Here is a 15,963-nt window from a genome sequence, read left to right on the forward strand (position 1 = left end):
GGATGCGAGCGGAGGCCATCCGCCACGCGGTCGAGCGCGCCCTCACGATGTCGGGGGGAGGGGGAACGGCCAGCCGTGCAGGATGGCGCCGATGCCCGCCTCGAACTGCCGTTCGGCCGACGGCGCCCACCCTGCGGCGATGATCCGGCCGAGGTGGGGCAGCTGCGAGAGCAGTGCTGCTTCGGTGTCTTCGTGCTCGCCCTCCACCTCGGCCGTCTCCGCAGTGGTGGACTCCGACCCCGCAGGAGCGCTGAACTCTCCCATCGCCGAGGCGACGGTGATCATCACGAGCACGTTGACGAGGTCGCCGAGGGCCGGGTCGACCGGAGCCCCGAGATCGAGCAGGATACCGATGGCCTCGTCGGCCACGGCGAGCGCCGCCGGTGAGGTGATCGGATGCGTCGCGACGATCGGGATGAGTCCGGAATGCGCGGCGAGCTCGGCGCGGATGGCCCGCATCAGTTCGTGCGCGTAGGCGCGCCAGTCGGGCACCCCGGAGGCGGAGGGAAGCGAGAGTTCCGTCCAGAACTCGTCGGCGAGTGCGGCGGCGAGGTCCGACTTCCCGGCGAAGTGCCGATAGGCGGTCATCGGATCCGCCCCGAGCGCGGTGCCCAGCCGGCGCATGGTGAGCTGATCCAGGCCATCGGCGTCGATGAGCTCGAGAGCCGCCGACAGCACGTCGGCGCGGGAGATCCGCTCCGGTCGAGGTGTCATCATGAGATTCCTTTCCGCCTGCGCAGGGCGAGCAGAGCGACGGCGAGCAGGACGAAGCCCGCAGCGAAGCCGAAGAGTGCCATCGACGGACCGAGCGCGTCGAGAGCTCCGGCGCGATCCAGGGTGAGCGACCGCATGGCCTGCAGAGCCCAGTATGCAGGCGACGCCGGAGCGATGGTCTGCATCCATGTCGGCAGCGCCTCGACCGGTCCGAACGCGCCGCCGACCCCCGCCATGAGCATGGCCAGCACGTTGCCGATGACCAGCGCGAGTTCGAGGGATCGGGATGCGGACACCAGGAGCAGTCCGAAGCCGATCATCGCCGCCGAGAACGCCACGAGCACCAGGACCAGCCCGAGCATGGAGCCGTTGGGGCGGTACCCGAAGAGGAGCGCGCCGCCGAGGAGTACCGCGACGAACTGCAGCAGCTGCGCGGCGAATGCCGTCAGTGACTTGCCGAGGAGGAGGTCGACGCCGCGGGCCGGTGATGTCCGCAGCCGGTCCCACGTGCCCCACTGCTGATCGCGGAAGAACGCCGTGACGACCTGCTGGACGCAGAGGAGGGCGAACAGCACGGCCAGGCCGGGGACGGCGTACTCGACTCCGGACGCCGAGGCGTAGCCCGCGGTGGCCAGCTGTCCCCGCGCACCGGGGACGAAGAACGGGACGAACACGAGCGGAATCACCGTCATGACCACGACCGGAGACGGGTCGCGCCACAGGATTCGTGCGTCGATCGCTGCGACCGCGAGACTATGCCGCAACACCGTGCACCTCCGCGTCGTCGAGTGCCGGTGTCTCCTGTGCGCGGAGCAGGCGCACGTACGCGCTCTCGAGGGTGGGGCGAGGGAACTGCACATCGATGATCGCGCTCGCGCTTTCGCCGAGGCGGGCGATCAGGTCGGCGAGCTGCTCACCCGCGCTGGTTCCCGTCGATCCGCTCACGAGCCAGTCGCCCTCGCGCACCCAGCCGGCCGGCGGCTGAGCATTCGTCTGCAGGCGCACGCGCACGCCGTCGCCCTGCGACCTCACCACCTCGCTGACGTCTCCGAGATCTCGCAGCACGCCGTCGTGCAGGAGAGTGAGTCGTGACGGGAGCTGCTCGAGCTCGGTGAGGTAGTGGGTGGTGTAGAGCACGGATGCTCCGTCGTCGGCGATGCGGCGCACCAGGTCGAGGATCTGCTGGCGCGACTCCACGTCGGCGCCGACGGTCGGCTCGTCGAGGAACAACAGGCGCGGGCTGTGGGTGAGCGCCATCGCGAGGTGCAGTCGGCGCTGCTGGCCGCCGCTGAGCTGTTCGGCGCGGACGCCGGTGCTCTTCGTGAGCCCCAGTCCCTCGATCACCGCCGCGCATCGTGCGCGCAGCCCTCGCCCGCGCACGCCGTGAAGACGAGCGAATCCCTCGACGTTCTCGCGCACGGTGAGCGAGGGGTAGATGCCGAGTCGTTGCGGCGCGCTGCCGATCAGGACGGCGGCGGTCTCCCGGCGGGAGGCGAGGTCGATGCCGTCGACGGTGACCGACCCGGAATCGGGCGCCAGCGACCCGTTGGCGATGGCGATCAGCGTGGACTTGCCTGCGCCGTTGGGGCCGAGGAGACCGAGGATCTCACCCGCGGGTAGGACGAGATCGACGCCGGAGAGCACCGCGCGCTCGCCGAAGGATCGCCGGATGCCGCTCAACCGCAATCGTGTGTCGCTCATGATTCCCCTTCGTAAATCTACATCGTAGACTAACTGATGGAGCCGCGGTGATCGAATCTGTCGAGCGGCGCGATTCGATCACGTCTTCGGCGATGATCAGGGTGTCGAGCTCTTCGTCGAAGACGCGGGGGCGTGCCCATCGGTGCCTGGCCGGTGGGGGAACGATCGGAATGGACGTGAGGCGAGCAGTGCAGAGAACGAAGTCTGGGTTGGCGGGCAGCTATTCACTCGAAGGCGGTGCCGTGATGCGGCTCCTCTGCGACGATGACGCACCGGAGTTGGCCGCCGTCTATGAGCGCAATAGGGATCACCTGTCTCCGTGGGAGCCGCTGCGTCCGGAAGGCTTCCACACCCCGGCCTGGCACCGTGAGGACATCGCCAGATGGCTCGAACTCTCTGAGGCCGGACGCGGCTTCTCCTTCGGGATCTTCGACGGAGGGGAACTCGTCGGTCGGCTCAACTTCGTCGGGATCGTTCGGGGCGCGTTCCAGAGCGCGACCCTGGGGTACTGGATCGATGCCGGCAGGGCGGGGCGCGGGCTGGCTACAGCGGCGGTCGGCGAGGCTGTGCGGATGGCGCGGGACGAGCTCGCGCTGCACAGACTGGAAGCGTGCACGTTGCCTCACAACGCGGGCTCGCAACGCGTGCTCGAGAAGTCGGGGTTCCAGCGGATCGGATCGGCTCCGCAGTACTTGCAGATCGCCGGTTCCTGGCAGGACCACGATCTCTTCCAGAAGATCCTGCACGAGCAGGATCAGGTCGGCGCGGGGTGAACCGCCGACGATAGACGAGCGCACCGCGCGGTGTCCCGAGGCGTGCCTAGGGTCGCGTCTCCGGGAGTTCACCCATCTCTGCGCAGACGCTGCAATGGCGCGAGGTAGGCGGCGCAGACATGGAATACGCCGGCGATCACGATCGCCGAGAACATCGGTCCGGGGTGGGTGAGGTGACCCGTGATGAGCGAGGTCGGCGACCATGCGGCGAGGATGTCGATCTGGCTGGCCAGGGGCAGCACGAGAAGGATGACGATGGTCACCGCGATGGCGGTCGCCGTGCGACGGAGCATCGTCATGACGAGGTGGGCCATGCTCATCGCGAAGATGAGGTAGACCGCGCCGGGGCCCCAGGTGGAGATCATCAGATCGACGGGTACCGGTCCGATCACGAGTGCCGTGAGAGCCGCGGCGAGGGCGAGGCCGAGCGTGTAGGCGCCGACCGCGGCGAGCACGTCGACGAGGAATCGAGGCAGGGTGAGCGAGGCGAGTCGGGTCGCGCGGGTGCGATAGAAGATCGCTGTGCCGTTCCGCGTGTCCCAGCCGAGCGCGGTGATCGCGGTGGCCGCCGCGAGGATGAGCCCGAGTTGCATCGCGCTCTGCGTATACAGGGCGATGCCGTCTTGAGGTGTCGCAGCGGCGGCATTGATGGTCAGCTGTTCGGTACCCGCGGCTCGGAGGAGATCGGGCATGGCGACGGCGAGACCGGGGCCGGCGAGACCGAAGAACGCGAAGGCGGCGAGCAGGGCGGTGAGAAGGCCGGTTCGCGTCAGGCGCCGGAACTCGAGGGGAAGAGAAGTCATCACGGCGCTCATCGGGCCTCCTGCTGCTGGATGATGCGGACGAAGGATGCGTCGAGATCGCGCCCCTGCAGGGTGACCTCGAGGATCGGCGTGCCGAAGGAGGCGAGCAGTCGCGGAAGCTCGGCCTCCGCGGTCTCGAAATCAGGGAAGCGGATCGTGCACAGGGACTCGGAGGGAAAGGCGATCCGGACTCCGACCGGGGGCTCTGCCACCGGATGGGCGCTGGCTCCGCTGGTTGCGAACCGCACATTCCATACGGGCTCGAGCCCGTTGAGAAGGATCTCTGCTGTCGTGCCCTGCGCGACCACGCGGCCGTCGTCGATCACGACCACGTGGTCTGCGAGCTGCTCGACTTCGCTGAGCATGTGGCTGGACAGCACGATGCAGCGATGCCGCTTCTGCTCGAGGATGAGAGCGCGGATGTCGGCCCTGCCCAGAGGGTCGAGTGCGCTGTTCGGTTCGTCGAGGATGAGCACTTCGGGGTTGAGGACGAGCGCGGCGGCTATCCCGAGACGTTGGAGCATGCCACGGGAGAAGTCGGCGACCCGGCGGTTCGCGACCTTCGCGAGACCGCACTGTTCCAGCGCCTCGCTCGGTGTGATCCGGCTCGTCGAACCCGAGATGCCCAGCGAGGTCTCGACGACTTCGTGGGCGGTCAGCCACGGTTCGAACTGCGGCACGTCGGGGCAGTAGGCCACCCGAGTCCGTGACGGACGCTCGATGCGACCGGAGTCGATGGAGATCAGCCCGGCGAGCGCGCTGAACAGGACGGTCTTGCCGGCGCCGTTCGGCCCGATCACGGCGGTCACCGAACGCTCTCGAGCGGTGAAGGTGATGTCGTGGATCCCCGCGCCGTTCGGAAAGATCCGCGTGAGACCGCTGACTTCCAGTGCGGGTTCAGGGATGTCGGTGGTCATCGCAGGTCCGTGTCATCGAGCTGCCGGTCGGTCCTGCGGCCGAGCAGAAGATACAGAATCGGTCCGAGGGGGATCACGAGGATCACGATCAGCGCCCATGCAGCTCGGGGGAGATGTGCAACCCGGGGCCGGCGAATGATGTCCACCAGACAGAAGCCCATGAGCGTGAGCAGGAGGGCGAGGACAGGCAGCAGCGGCAGCCACGACGTGGGGTCGAGGTTCATCGGGGTATCACCGGGTCTCGTCTGTGGGGCGGGGCATGAGCACGGTGGTGAGCGCCCGACGCCGCCTTCCCCTCGCGGGGTCGTTGGCGAGCAGCGGTCGCAGAACAGCCATGAGCCCCTCCGCGAACGCATCCATCTCTGCATCGGTCGCCCAGAACTCGGCCTGCGCGAAGCTGACGCGATCCTCGGCGAGATCGAAATCGCCCTCATCGAGATAGTCCCCGAAGTCCCGGATCGTCCCCGACACGAAGACCGTGAACGCGGCGAGCAGTTCCTCCGACGACGACGCGGCGAGTTCTTCCGCCGTGGGATTGGCCAGCTCTCCCGTGACTCGGTACGACTTCTCGCTCGCCCCCCGAACCTGCCGCTCGTGGTCGACTTCGATCAATCCGCGCTCGGAGAGGTACGCGATGTGACGGTAGAGCGTCGCGATCGGGATGTCGCCCAGCCGTTCATGAAGATCGCGGGTCGTCGAGGTCCCCTTCGCGAGCAGCGTCTGAACGATGCGCAGTCGAACGGGGTGGAGGAGCGCGGAAGTGGTGCTCATGCCGCAATAGTATCAGTATTGATATTGATAACAAAAGCGGCCCGCGAAGTCACCTCACCCCGACCGCCGCCCCGAAGCTGCGCTGCTCCACGAGCGGGCACGCGAACACGTCGCGCTCGCCGAGTCCGACGCGGTTGATGTAGCGCACCACGATCGCGTACGAGGCGAACAGACCCACCTGGGTATAGGGCACGCCGTGGTCCCGGCAGTACTCGGCGATGAGGGGTGCGGCACGCCGCAGGTGCGGGCGCGGCATCGACGGGAACAGGTGGTGTTCGACCTGATAGTTCAGACCGCCCATCGCGATGTCGAGGAAGCGGTTGCCGCGGACGTTGCGACTCATCAGCACCTGCCGGCGGAGGAAGTCGAGGGTCATCTCCCTCGGCACCACCGGCATCCCCTTGTGATTGGGTGCGAAGGCGATGCCCATGTAGAAGCCGAACAGCCCGAGCTGCACCGCGAGGAAGACGAACGCGATGCCGGGGGAGAGCACGAGGAAGACCAGCACCAGGTAGCCGATCATGCGGATGCTCAGGAAGGCGATCTCCGCCCACCGCCGCTCCAGTCGCCCGCGCGCGAACATCCGCCGCACGCTCGATGCGTGCAGCGACAGGCCCTCGAGTAGCAGGATCGGGAAGAACAGCACTCCCTGGTGTCCGCGCAGCCAGGTGATGACCGGTCCATGATGCCGCGCTGCGGCTTCGGGGGAGACGGCGATGACCGGGAGCTCGATGTCGGGGTCGGACCCCAGCTTGTTCGGGTTCGCGTGGTGGCGGGTGTGCTTGTGCTGCCACCACCCGTAGCTCATGCCGACGAGGAGATCGCCCAGGATCAGGCTGATCCAGTCGTTCCAGCGTCCGGACACGAAGATCTGCCGATGCGCGGCGTCGTGCCCGAGGAAGGCGATCTGCGTGAACACGATCGCGAGGACGGCGGCCGTGAACAGCTGCCACCAGGTGTCGCCGATCCAGACGAAGGCGAGGAGGCAGACGCCCAGGAGGAGCGGCGCGGCGATGAGCTTGGTCCAGTAGTAGCCGTACCGACGGTGCAGCAGTCCGCGTCCACGGACCTGCTGCGCGAGTTCGGTGAACGCGCTCGACGTGCGTGGCGCGCTGTCGGGCGGGCGCGTGCGGATGGTCGGACGGATGCCGTCCATGATGACCTCTTCTCCACGCCGACCTCTGCGGCGGCGCGTTCTGCGACCCGTGCCTCAGCGATTCCCGGTCGTCGTCGGAAGCGGCCTTCGCTGGTGGGTTCGGGGGCAGGGTACGCCGCGAACCTGCGTGCGCTCTGAGATGACGAACGCCCCTCGCGGCGGTTTCCACGGTCGTCGGCCTCTGGAATGCGATACATTGCATGGTAGGTAGAACTTCAGGCTCTACGTCGCTGCAGGCTCAGTGGAGGAAAATTGGCACTCTCAGGCGGACCCCTCGAGCGCAGGTCCATGAGCGACGAGGCATATGCCCGGTTGCAGGATGCGATCATCAGCGGTGAGTTGCGTCCGGGGGAGCGGCTGCGGGACTACGAGCTCGCCGAGCGGCTCGGCACGTCGAAGACTCCGATCCGGCACGCCCTCGACCGGTTGGCCGATCACGGCCTGGTCGAGATGCAGCGCAACCGCTACACGCGGGTGGCCCCGATCGACCTCGATCGGGTTCGCAACGCCGTCGACCTCTTCGGCGACATCTGGATCGGCTCCGTGCGCCATGTGATGCCCGTGATCCAGGATGACGACATCGTCTACCTCACCGACCTCGCCGACGACATGTCGAGGGCGGTCAGAGCGCGCGACGTCGCGGGCTTCGGAGTCGCTCTGCGCTCCATCGCCACCGGGTTCGCCCGCATCGAGGGCAACGCGGCGCGCGCGGTGATCATCGAACGGCTCGGGCCGCAGATCCGGCGCTTCGGCGAGCACTCGCGGGACGCCTTCGAGTGGGACAAGATCGAGGCTTTCGCGGTCGCGATCCGCGAAGCGATCAACGCGCGCGATGCGGTCCAGACCCGAGCAGTGCTCGTCACGCTCTTCGACGACGTGCTCCCCGCGACGATCGACCGTGCCGAAGCTGCGGGTGTGGACATCGTCGACGAGGACTGATCCCACCGTCGCCGGCATTCCAGGCGAACCCACAGGAACTGCAAAGGGTCGTCTTCTAGCCTGGAGATCCCAAGGGGAGTACTCCGATACGGTCGGGTCGTCATTACGGATGCACGTCGCATCCCGGGCCACCGGTTCCTGTTCAGGAATGGAGAAGACTTTGGCGGTGCTTTCGCGCCCCGAGTCTGGAGTCCCCGTTTGGATATCACCCCCCTGATCTGGATCATCACGATCGCGGTCACGATCGCCTTCTTCGTCTACGAGTTCTTCGCGCACGTGCGCACGCCGCATGCGCCGACGATCGCGGAGTCGGCGCGCTGGTCGATCTTCTACATCAGCCTCGCGCTGTTGTTCGGCGTCGGGATCGGCGTCTTCTCCGGGTGGACGTTCGGCGGTGAGTACTTCGCCGGCTACCTCACCGAGAAGGCGCTGTCGATCGACAACCTCTTCGTGTTCCTCATCCTGATGACCGGCTTCGCGGTTCCGAAGATCTATCAGCAGAAGGTGCTGATGATCGGCATCGTGATCGCGCTGATCCTCCGTGGCATCTTCATCGCCGTCGGCGCGACGCTCATCGAGAACTTCTCCTGGATCTTCTACCTGTTCGGTGCGCTGCTCCTCGTGCTCGCCTACCGTCAGGCGTTCAGCAACCATGAGAGCAACCCGGCGAACGGGCGCTTCATGACGTTCGTGCGTCGGCACCTGCCCGTCAGTGAGGAGTACAACGGTGACAAGCTGACGGTCGTCAAGAACGGCAAGCGCTTCGTCACGCCGATGCTGCTCACGATCATCGCGATCGGGTTCATCGACCTGGTGTTCGCCGTCGACTCGATCCCCGCGATCTACGGTCTCACCGACCAGGCCTACATCGTCTTCACCGCCAACGCCTTCGCGCTCATGGGACTCCGACAGCTCTACTTCCTCATCGGAGGACTGCTCGAGCGGCTCGTCTACCTGGCCCAGGGACTCGCGGTCATCCTCGGGTTCATCGGCGTCAAGCTCGTCCTGCACGCGTTGCACGTCAACGAGCTGCCGTTCATCAACGGCGGTCAGGGCGTCGAGTGGGCGCCCGAGATCCCGATCTGGTTCTCGCTGCTGTTCATCGGCGCGACCATCGCGGTGGCCACGACGGCGAGTCTCATCAAGACCCGCCGTGCCCCGGACGCCGTCACCGCTTCCACCGACACCACCCCCACCATCACGCAGAAGGAGCACTCTTGAGCGCGCAGCGCTGTTCTGACTCTTCGGACTCTGACAGTACGAGCGCCCGGTTCATCCCGGGCGCTCACCCCACCACAGACGAGGCGGCCCGCTGATGGGCGACCTGCTCTGGAACATCGCCCTCGTCTTCGCGTTCGTGCTGATCGGCGGTGTCTTCGCTGCGACGGAGATGGCGCTGGTAACGCTGCGCGAGAGCCAGATCAACGCGATAGGTCAACGCGGGCGCCGTGGGGCCAAGGTCGCGGCCCTCGCCCGCAACCCCAACACCTTCCTCTCGGCCGTGCAGATCGGTGTGACCGTCGCCGGGTTCGCCTCGGCCGCGTACGGTGCGACATCGATCGCCCCGTCACTGGCGCCCGTGCTCGAGTCGTGGGGTCTCGCCCCCGCTCTCGCGCTCACGGTCGCGACACTCGTGCTCACGCTCGTGATCGCCTACGTGTCGCTCGTGCTCGGAGAGCTCGTGCCCAAGCGCCTCGCGATCCAGCGCAACGCGCAGTTCGCCTACGCGGTCGCGCCCGCTCTCAACGGCTTCGCCACGGTCATGCGTCCGGTGATCTGGCTGCTCTCGGTGTCGACGAACGCCCTCGTCCGGCTGCTCGGCGGAGACCCGCACAAGACGAGCGACGAGATGACCGATGAGGAGGTGCGCGACATCGTGGCCAGCCATCAGGGGCTGCCGGATGACGAGCGACGCATCCTCGACGACGTGCTCTCCCTGCGGGGGCGGCAGGTCAGCGAGGTCATGCGCCCGCGGCCGGAGGTCGTCGCCCTCGACGAGGCCGCGAGCGTCGGCGAGGTGATGGCGCAGGTGCGAGACCTTCCGTTCTCGCGCTATCCCGTCTCGGAGACCTCGATCGACGACATCACCGGGTTCGTGCACGTGCGCGATCTGTTCGAGGCGGTGTCCGATGATCCGACGCGTCCGCTGCGCGCGCTCATGCGCGAGATCCCGTACATCCCCTCGTCCGCACGGGTGCTGCCGACGCTGACGCGCATGCGCGCGGAAGGGCACCACATCGCGGTCGTCGTCGACGAGTACGGCGGCACCGATGGCCTCGTCACCCTCGAAGACCTCGTGGAGGAGGTGGTCGGCGAGATCTTCGACGAGTACGACGCCGAGGTGTTCATCTCCGCCGACGACGGACTCGACGGGCGACTCAACCTGCAGGACTTCGAGGAGGCGACGGGGCTCGCGATGCCGCGCGGCTCGTCCGACACCATCGCCGGATTCGTGACGGAGCAGCTGGGCCGACTCGCCGTCGTCGGCGACACGGTCGAGGTGCCCGGGGCCACGATTCAGGTGGCGGAGCTCGACCGACGTCGGATCTCGCGAGTGCGGGTCACGCTCGAACAGGTCGTGGAGCCGCAGGTCTGACCGCCCGATCGACGGGCTTCAGGGTTGCTGCACGCGGCTGCCGAGTTCGCTGAGGCCTTCGGTGAGGACCTCGACCAGCAGGCGGGCATAGCGTCCGTCGGGATCGAGGTCGGGGTCGAACACCGTGATCGACGCGCCGACCGCGCCTGGCGCGAGTTCGCGCAGTAGACCCGTGAGCTCGACAGCCCCGATCCCGCCGGGGTCGGGGCTGTCGACGGCGGGCATGATCGCGGCATCGAGGACATCGACGTCGACCTGGAGCCAATACGCGGAGCCCGCGACGGCGGCGGCCTTCGCGCCGACATGGGCGGCGCCGAGGGAGAGCACGTCGGCGGAAGAGAAGACACCGCCCAGGATGCCGCGAACCTCCGGCAGATCTTCGTCATCGTCGCGGTGGCCGATGTGCGCGGTGCGCGCGGTCGCGAAGGACGGACCCAGCCCGTCGATGTCGGCGACGGCGGGCCAGTGTCTGCCGATCGCCGCGGCGAGAGCCTCTCCGGCCAGGCTCGCGCATTCGTCGCTGTTGCCCGGATGGCGGAAGTCGGTGTGGCCATCGACGTGCACCAGTCCGATGCCGCCACGGCGCACGGTCGCGAGACCGGCACCGAGCAGGATCGCGCAGTCGCCGCCGATCACGAGCGGAGCCTCGCCTCGGTCGAGTGCCGCGCCGATGCGTGCGGCGAGACGCCGCGAATGGTCGATCGTGGCGCTCTCATTGCGCACGTGCTCCGGAGGTCTCGTGGCATCGTCGTCGACGTAGCGGCCAGCCAGGACGACGCCGGAGTCGGTCGCCCCGAGCTCGGCGAACCGTGCGAACAGGCCGGCCTCGCGCAGAGCCTCCGGTGCCTTCGCTGCACCGGGGACGCTGCCCGGCTCGGGCGGACGCAGGCCGAGGTTGGACGGAGCCGACAGCAACGTGATCATGCCTGCATCCTGCCCCGGGCATCGGACATTCGGAGGGGGGTCAGGCCGGGAAGCGCACCCCGGTGATGCTCTCCGCCGCTGCCCACAGCGCCGTCCCGATCGCCGTGGAACGCACGTCGTCTGAGGCAGCCACTCGCGCCGGTGCTCCGCGGAACTCGAGCAGACCGCCCGGCCCCCAGTAGTCGCCGCTGACGACTTCTGCGGCCGTGGCCGCATGCACGATCGGCAGCGCGCCGCCGTCCTTGCCCTGCACGAGCGCGCGACTCGGCCCGGACAGTGCGCGGACGAAGCCCGAGACTTCGGCGAGACCCGGACGCGGTGGTGTGAGCGGGTCGACCGCATAGCCCGGGTGTGCGCAGACAGCCATTCGGGAGGAACCCGACCAGCGGCGGGACAGCTCGAAGGCGAACGACATCAGCGCCGCCTTCGATCGCCCGTACTGCCGGAGTGAGGAGCCGGTCCACGGGGCGTCGAGGGTCGCCGGGTCGAGGGTCGCGAAGCGGTGCGCGATAGAACCGACGGCGATGACGCGGGCGTCCGGCGCGAGGGCCGGCTCGAGCTGCGCCACGAGGGCGAAGTGGCCGAGGAAGTTCGTGCCGACCATGAGGTCGAAACCGTCGCTCGTGCGCGCCGAGCGGTCGGCAGCCTTGACTCCGGCGTTGCAGATGACCGCGTCAATCCGTTCGCCGACGTCGGCTGACGCTTCGGCCACGCTGTCGAGGGAGCCGAGGTCGAGCGGCAACACCCGGAGGTCGGCGTCCGGCACCTGCGCGCGGATCGCCGTCACCGCTGTCGCCGCGCGTTCGGCGGAACGGCATCCGAGCAGGACCCGCGCACCCCGTGCGGCGAGCTGCTCCGCGCACCAGTACCCGATGCCCGCGTTCGCTCCGGTCACGAGCATGCTGCGCCCGAGCAGATCGCGGGCGGGAGGTGGGGCGGCATCCATCCTCCCAACCTAGGCCGCGCGGATGTCTCGCGCCTCAGTGGTCGTGGTCGTGGTGCTCGTCGTCTTCGTCTTCGAGGAGCATGCCGACCGACGTCGCGCAGGCGTCGCCCTTCCACGCCTCGATGCCCTCACGCACGGCGAAGGCCGCGATGACCAGTCCGGCGACGGCATCCGCCCACCACCACCCGAGCAGGGAGTTCGCAACCAGTCCGATCAGCACCGCGGCCGAGAGGTAGGTGCAGATGAGCGTCTGCTTCGAGTCCGCGACGGCGGTGGCGGAGCCGAGCTCGCGACCTGCACGGCGTTCGGCGAATGACAGGAACGGCATGACGGCGACGCTGACGGCGGTCAGCACGATGCCGACGGTGCTGTGCTCCGGGCGCTCGGCGGTGACCAGCGCTGCCACCGAGGTCGCGGTGACGTAGGCCGCGAGGGCGAAGAACGCGACCGCGATGACACGCAGGGTCGGCTTCTCCCAGCGTTCCGGATCACGGCGGGTGAACTGCCAGGCGACCGCCCCCGCAGAGAGGACCTCGATCGTGGAGTCCAGGCCGAACCCGATGAGCGCGGCGGAGGAGGCGACGGATCCGGCGGCGATTGCGACGACCGCCTCGATCAGGTTGTAGGTGATCGTGATGCCGACGATGAGGCGGATGCGGCGATGCAGGGTCTCGCGGCGGGTGAGGGCGAGCGTGGCGGTCATCAGCAGGTGCAGCCTTCGCCGGAGCAGCAGTCCGGTTCCACGAGGAGCGTCACCCGCATGAGCATGTCGAGCGCGGGTGCGAGGTGCCGGTCTGCCAGGCGATAGCTGCTGCGGCGGCCGTCCGGCACGCTCTCGACGAGGCCGCATCCACGGAGGCACGCGAGATGGTTCGACATGGCCTGGCGCGAGACGCCGAGCGCTTCGGCGAGGTCGGCGGGATAGGCGGCGCCCTCCCGCAGGGCGAGCAGGACGCCGGCGCGTGTGGGGTCGGAGAGCGCGTGCCCGAGGCGAGCGACGGCGGCCGTGTGCGTGGGGGAGGAGGCGAGGGCGGTGGTCACGTGACCACTGTACAGAAAATGATGAATTCAGAACAGGCTGAATTCAAGGATGCGGGGCGCGACGAGATGTCACGCCCCCGCACCCTCACTTGCTCAGCGGATCGCGTACACCGCGCTGCCGACGATGACGGCGAAGATGGTCGTCCAGCCGATGATCGCCAGTGCCTGCCAGAACAGGATGCGGGCCTTGCCGATGCCGGAGGCGGCGAGCATCGTCGCCGTGAACTGCGTCGGCAGCAGGAGGGGGCCGAGCAGGCTGACTCCGGGGACGCCGTAGCGCTCGAACGCGCGCTGGAACTTCTCGCGACGCGGGGTGCCGTGCGCGGTGTCCGCCGTGCCCGCTGCCGCCTCCTCCGTCGTGCCGCCACCGGCGAGGGCGACTGCCTTGGCCCGCGAGCGGTTCACGACGGCCTGTCGGGCCCCCGAACTCACCAGCACCACGACCACCACGCAGAGGAAGTTGCCGACCATTGCGGCGATCGCGGCGACTACGGGTGGGATGCCGCCGATGATGCCGATGCTCACCGCCCCCTCGCCCTCGATGAAGGGGATAGCGCCGGCGAGGGCGACGATGAGGGGCTGCACGAGCTCGGGAACCTGGGCGACCAGGTTCTGGAACGTCTCGATGAGGTTCATGGGGTGCTCCTGGATGTCGGTGCGAACGGAGTCTCCGCCGCGATGACTCCAGTCCACTCGAAGGGCGGGCACTGCGGCAGTGTCGAGCCGTCACCGCTTCCCGGGTGGATCGCACGAGACAGCCGTGACAACTGTCACGGCCGTATCGTGGGGAGCGTGAGCAGCCAGGTCGAGCCCCTCGCCCCCGTCGAGCCGAGTCCGGGGGCGCGACAGCTGTCCCGCGGGGTCACGGCCACGTGGTGGTACACGGTGAGCGCCGTGATCGCGTTCGAGCTCGCCCTGATCGCGTCGTGGACGCTCACGTCTCTCGCTGACGACTTCGAGGGGTTCGTCGGCCTGGTCGTCGGCGTCGGCGGCATCCTCTGGTGCGCGTCCACGATCCCGTTGCTGCTCGATTATCGGCACCGGCTGGACGCCGAACCGGGCGTGCGCTGGATGCGTCTGGCGCTGCCGTTGGTCGTCGCCGTCGTCTACGGAGCTGTCGCCGGTGTCGTGGTCGGCAGCTGGCAGCTCGCGGTGATGCCCCTCGTGCTGACGCTCGTGCTGCTGAACTGGCCGCGCGGGGTGCGGTACAAGGTGGTGATCACGGCGACGATCGCGCTCATCCTCCTCGGCATCGCGGATTCCGCTCTCGACGTCGCCGACGGCAACCCGTTCCTGATCCCCGCCGTGTACACCGTCTTCTTCCCGGTGATGCTGGTCAGCTCGCTGTGGTGGTGGGACGTGCTGATCACGCTCGACCGCGCCCGCGCCTCCGAGGCGAAGCTCGCCGCCACGCAGGAGCGGTTACGGGTCGCCACCGATGTGCACGACCTGCAGGGCCACCACCTGCAGGTGATCGCGCTGCAGTTGGAACTCGCGGAGCGTCTGCTGCCGACCGACCCCGACGCGGGAATGGAGCAGCTCCGTGCCGCGCGGGTCAGCGTCGACGAGGCACGCCAGGGGACCAGGGACCTCGCGACCCGCTTCCGCTCGGTGCCGCTGGGGGATGAGCTCGCCAACGCCCGTGACCTTCTCACTGCGGCCGGACTCGAGGTGGAATCCTCCATCGACGCGGATGCCGATTCCGCTCCGGCATCCGCGCTGGGTCCCGTGATCAGGGAGACGACGACGAATGTGCTGCGGCACGGCGGGGGAGCGCGGGCACGGCTGGCGCTCCGCAGAACCGCGGACGCGTGGCGGTACGAGATCGCGAACGATGTGATCGCGGGCGTCGAGGTCGAGCACGACGGCTCGGGTCTGGAGGGCGTGCGCCGCCGGATCGAGGAGGCGCACGGCTCCCTCGAGGTGCGACGCGACGGCGACGAGTTCGTGGTCGTCGTGACGGTGCCGACGCAGGGTGAGGGTGCTCGATGATCCGCGTGCTGCTCGCTGACGACGAGGCGATGATCCGCTCCGCTCTCGCGGCGCTGCTGCGCCTGGAGCCGGACATCGAGGTGGTTGCCGAATGCGCCGACGGCGAGCAGGCCGTCGCCGAAGCCCTGCGCCTGCAGCCGGACGTGTGCCTGCTGGACCTCGAGATGCCGGGACTCGATGGCGTGCAGGTCGCCGAGAAGCTGAACAGGGCGATCGCGACGCGCTGCGTGGTCGTCACCCGCCATGCGCGACCGGGCGTGCTCCGTCGCGCTCTCGCGTCCGGCGTCTCCGGCTTCCTGCCGAAGTCCCGGGGTGCCGACGAGGTCGCCGCGGTCATCCGCCGGGTCGCCGCGGGTGCTCGCTATGTGGACCCCGAGATCGCCGCCGACGCTCTGAGCGACGAGCGCTCCCCGCTCACGGACCGGGAGCTCGACGTGCTGCGGGCCGGTCGCCGCGGCGAGACGACCGGACAGATCGCGCGGGCCCTCTCCCTCGCGCCCGGCACCGTGCGCAACCACATCTCGGTGATCCTCGGGAAGCTCTCTGTCGGCACCCGTCAACAGGCCGTGCTCATCGCCGAGGAGCGCGGCTGGATCTGACTGCCGTTATGCTGGCAGGCATGGGAACCATATGCGCAGCGCCCATGATGGGGCGCAACTTCGTGATCCGCGACCGCCGCGCCTGACGGCG

19 protein-coding genes are annotated in these 15,963 nt (G+C 68.5%); 6 read left to right on the forward strand and 13 right to left on the reverse strand.

Annotation, left to right across the window (positions count from 1 at the left end; genetic code table 11):
* Window positions 1-42: 42 nt before the first annotated feature.
* Genes HCX50_RS10085 through HCX50_RS10095 form a run of 3 tightly spaced genes read right to left on the reverse strand, consistent with a single transcriptional unit; the run spans window position 43 to window position 2,415 of the window.
* Complete coding sequence (locus HCX50_RS10085; RefSeq protein WP_167634146.1) at window positions 43-717, reverse strand: TetR/AcrR family transcriptional regulator; 675 nt, start codon at window positions 715-717, stop codon at window positions 43-45.
* Window positions 714-1,478 carry an ABC transporter permease gene (locus tag HCX50_RS10090; RefSeq protein WP_167634148.1) on the reverse strand — a complete coding sequence of 255 codons (765 nt, stop codon included), beginning with the start codon at window positions 1,476-1,478 and terminating at the stop codon, window positions 714-716. Before HCX50_RS10090 ends, HCX50_RS10085 begins: the two co-directional genes overlap by 4 nt.
* Window positions 1,468-2,415, reverse strand: coding sequence for an ABC transporter ATP-binding protein (locus HCX50_RS10095; protein WP_167634150.1), 948 nt, complete (start codon window positions 2,413-2,415; stop codon window positions 1,468-1,470). Before HCX50_RS10095 ends, HCX50_RS10090 begins: the two co-directional genes overlap by 11 nt.
* A 245-nt stretch (window positions 2,416-2,660) precedes the next feature.
* On the opposite strand from HCX50_RS10095, the gene HCX50_RS10100 reads away from it, so the two are divergent.
* Window positions 2,661-3,188: a GNAT family N-acetyltransferase gene (locus tag HCX50_RS10100; protein WP_205829007.1), complete on the forward strand. Its 528-nt coding sequence runs from the start codon at window positions 2,661-2,663 to the stop codon at window positions 3,186-3,188.
* Window positions 3,189-3,256: 68 nt separating this feature from the next.
* On the opposite strand, the gene HCX50_RS10105 is transcribed toward HCX50_RS10100, so the two are convergent.
* The 5 genes from HCX50_RS10105 to HCX50_RS10125 are packed head-to-tail and all read right to left on the reverse strand — an operon-like array spanning window position 3,257 to window position 6,835.
* Window positions 3,257-4,003, reverse strand: a complete 747-nt coding sequence (locus tag HCX50_RS10105) for an ABC transporter (protein ID WP_167634152.1) — start codon at window positions 4,001-4,003, stop codon at window positions 3,257-3,259.
* Complete coding sequence (locus tag HCX50_RS10110) at window positions 4,000-4,908, reverse strand: ABC transporter ATP-binding protein (RefSeq protein WP_167634154.1); 909 nt, start codon at window positions 4,906-4,908, stop codon at window positions 4,000-4,002. The genes HCX50_RS10105 and HCX50_RS10110 overlap by 4 nt, the downstream gene beginning before the upstream one ends.
* A complete protein-coding gene (locus HCX50_RS10115) occupies window positions 4,905-5,132 on the reverse strand; it encodes a PLD nuclease N-terminal domain-containing protein (protein WP_167634156.1) in 228 nt (75 codons plus the stop codon). Before HCX50_RS10115 ends, HCX50_RS10110 begins: the two co-directional genes overlap by 4 nt.
* A 7-nt stretch (window positions 5,133-5,139) precedes the next feature.
* Window positions 5,140-5,679, reverse strand: coding sequence for a helix-turn-helix domain-containing protein (locus HCX50_RS10120; protein ID WP_167634158.1), 540 nt, complete (start codon window positions 5,677-5,679; stop codon window positions 5,140-5,142).
* A 49-nt stretch (window positions 5,680-5,728) separates the two neighbouring features.
* Window positions 5,729-6,835 (reverse strand): fatty acid desaturase family protein, encoded by a 1,107-nt coding sequence (locus HCX50_RS10125; protein ID WP_167634160.1) that lies wholly within the window; start codon window positions 6,833-6,835, stop codon window positions 5,729-5,731.
* 288 nt (window positions 6,836-7,123) lie between these two features.
* On the opposite strand from HCX50_RS10125, the gene HCX50_RS10130 reads away from it, so the two are divergent.
* From HCX50_RS10130 to HCX50_RS10140, 3 genes are all read left to right on the forward strand, one after another.
* Entirely contained in the window at window positions 7,124-7,774 is a 651-nt protein-coding gene (locus tag HCX50_RS10130; RefSeq protein WP_167634162.1) for a GntR family transcriptional regulator, read from the forward strand.
* Between the two features lie 198 nt (window positions 7,775-7,972).
* A complete protein-coding gene (locus tag HCX50_RS10135; protein WP_167634164.1) occupies window positions 7,973-8,995 on the forward strand; it encodes a TerC family protein in 1,023 nt (340 codons plus the stop codon).
* 94 nt (window positions 8,996-9,089) lie between these two features.
* Complete coding sequence (locus HCX50_RS10140; RefSeq protein ID WP_167634166.1) at window positions 9,090-10,370, forward strand: hemolysin family protein; 1,281 nt, start codon at window positions 9,090-9,092, stop codon at window positions 10,368-10,370.
* Window positions 10,371-10,388: 18 nt separating this feature from the next.
* Here HCX50_RS10140 and HCX50_RS10145 read toward each other — a convergent pair whose 3' ends face one another.
* The 5 genes from HCX50_RS10145 to HCX50_RS10165 form a co-directional block, all read right to left on the reverse strand.
* Window positions 10,389-11,294 (reverse strand): arginase family protein, encoded by a 906-nt coding sequence (locus HCX50_RS10145; RefSeq protein WP_167634168.1) that lies wholly within the window; start codon window positions 11,292-11,294, stop codon window positions 10,389-10,391.
* 40 nt (window positions 11,295-11,334) lie between these two features.
* Complete coding sequence (locus tag HCX50_RS10150; RefSeq protein ID WP_167634170.1) at window positions 11,335-12,240, reverse strand: SDR family NAD(P)-dependent oxidoreductase; 906 nt, start codon at window positions 12,238-12,240, stop codon at window positions 11,335-11,337.
* A 34-nt stretch (window positions 12,241-12,274) separates the two neighbouring features.
* Complete coding sequence (locus tag HCX50_RS10155; RefSeq protein ID WP_167634172.1) at window positions 12,275-12,943, reverse strand: cation transporter; 669 nt, start codon at window positions 12,941-12,943, stop codon at window positions 12,275-12,277.
* Window positions 12,943-13,281: an ArsR/SmtB family transcription factor gene (locus tag HCX50_RS10160; RefSeq protein WP_167634174.1), complete on the reverse strand. Its 339-nt coding sequence runs from the start codon at window positions 13,279-13,281 to the stop codon at window positions 12,943-12,945. The genes HCX50_RS10155 and HCX50_RS10160 overlap by 1 nt, the downstream gene beginning before the upstream one ends.
* Window positions 13,282-13,374: 93 nt before the next feature.
* Window positions 13,375-13,917 (reverse strand): small multidrug efflux protein, encoded by a 543-nt coding sequence (locus HCX50_RS10165; protein WP_167634176.1) that lies wholly within the window; start codon window positions 13,915-13,917, stop codon window positions 13,375-13,377.
* Between the two features lie 156 nt (window positions 13,918-14,073).
* Here HCX50_RS10165 and HCX50_RS10170 point away from each other — a divergent pair, with 156 nt between their 5' ends.
* Window positions 14,074-15,273 carry a sensor histidine kinase gene (locus tag HCX50_RS10170; protein WP_337749457.1) on the forward strand — a complete coding sequence of 400 codons (1,200 nt, stop codon included), beginning with the start codon at window positions 14,074-14,076 and terminating at the stop codon, window positions 15,271-15,273.
* Window positions 15,270-15,872, forward strand: a complete 603-nt coding sequence (locus HCX50_RS10175) for a response regulator transcription factor (RefSeq protein ID WP_167634179.1) — start codon at window positions 15,270-15,272, stop codon at window positions 15,870-15,872. Before HCX50_RS10170 ends, HCX50_RS10175 begins: the two co-directional genes overlap by 4 nt.
* Window positions 15,873-15,963: the final 91 nt, after the last annotated feature.

The sequence above is a fragment of the Microbacterium sp. B19(2022) genome (assembly GCF_012030385.1).
Lineage (GTDB): Bacteria > Actinomycetota > Actinomycetes > Actinomycetales > Microbacteriaceae > Microbacterium > Microbacterium oxydans_B.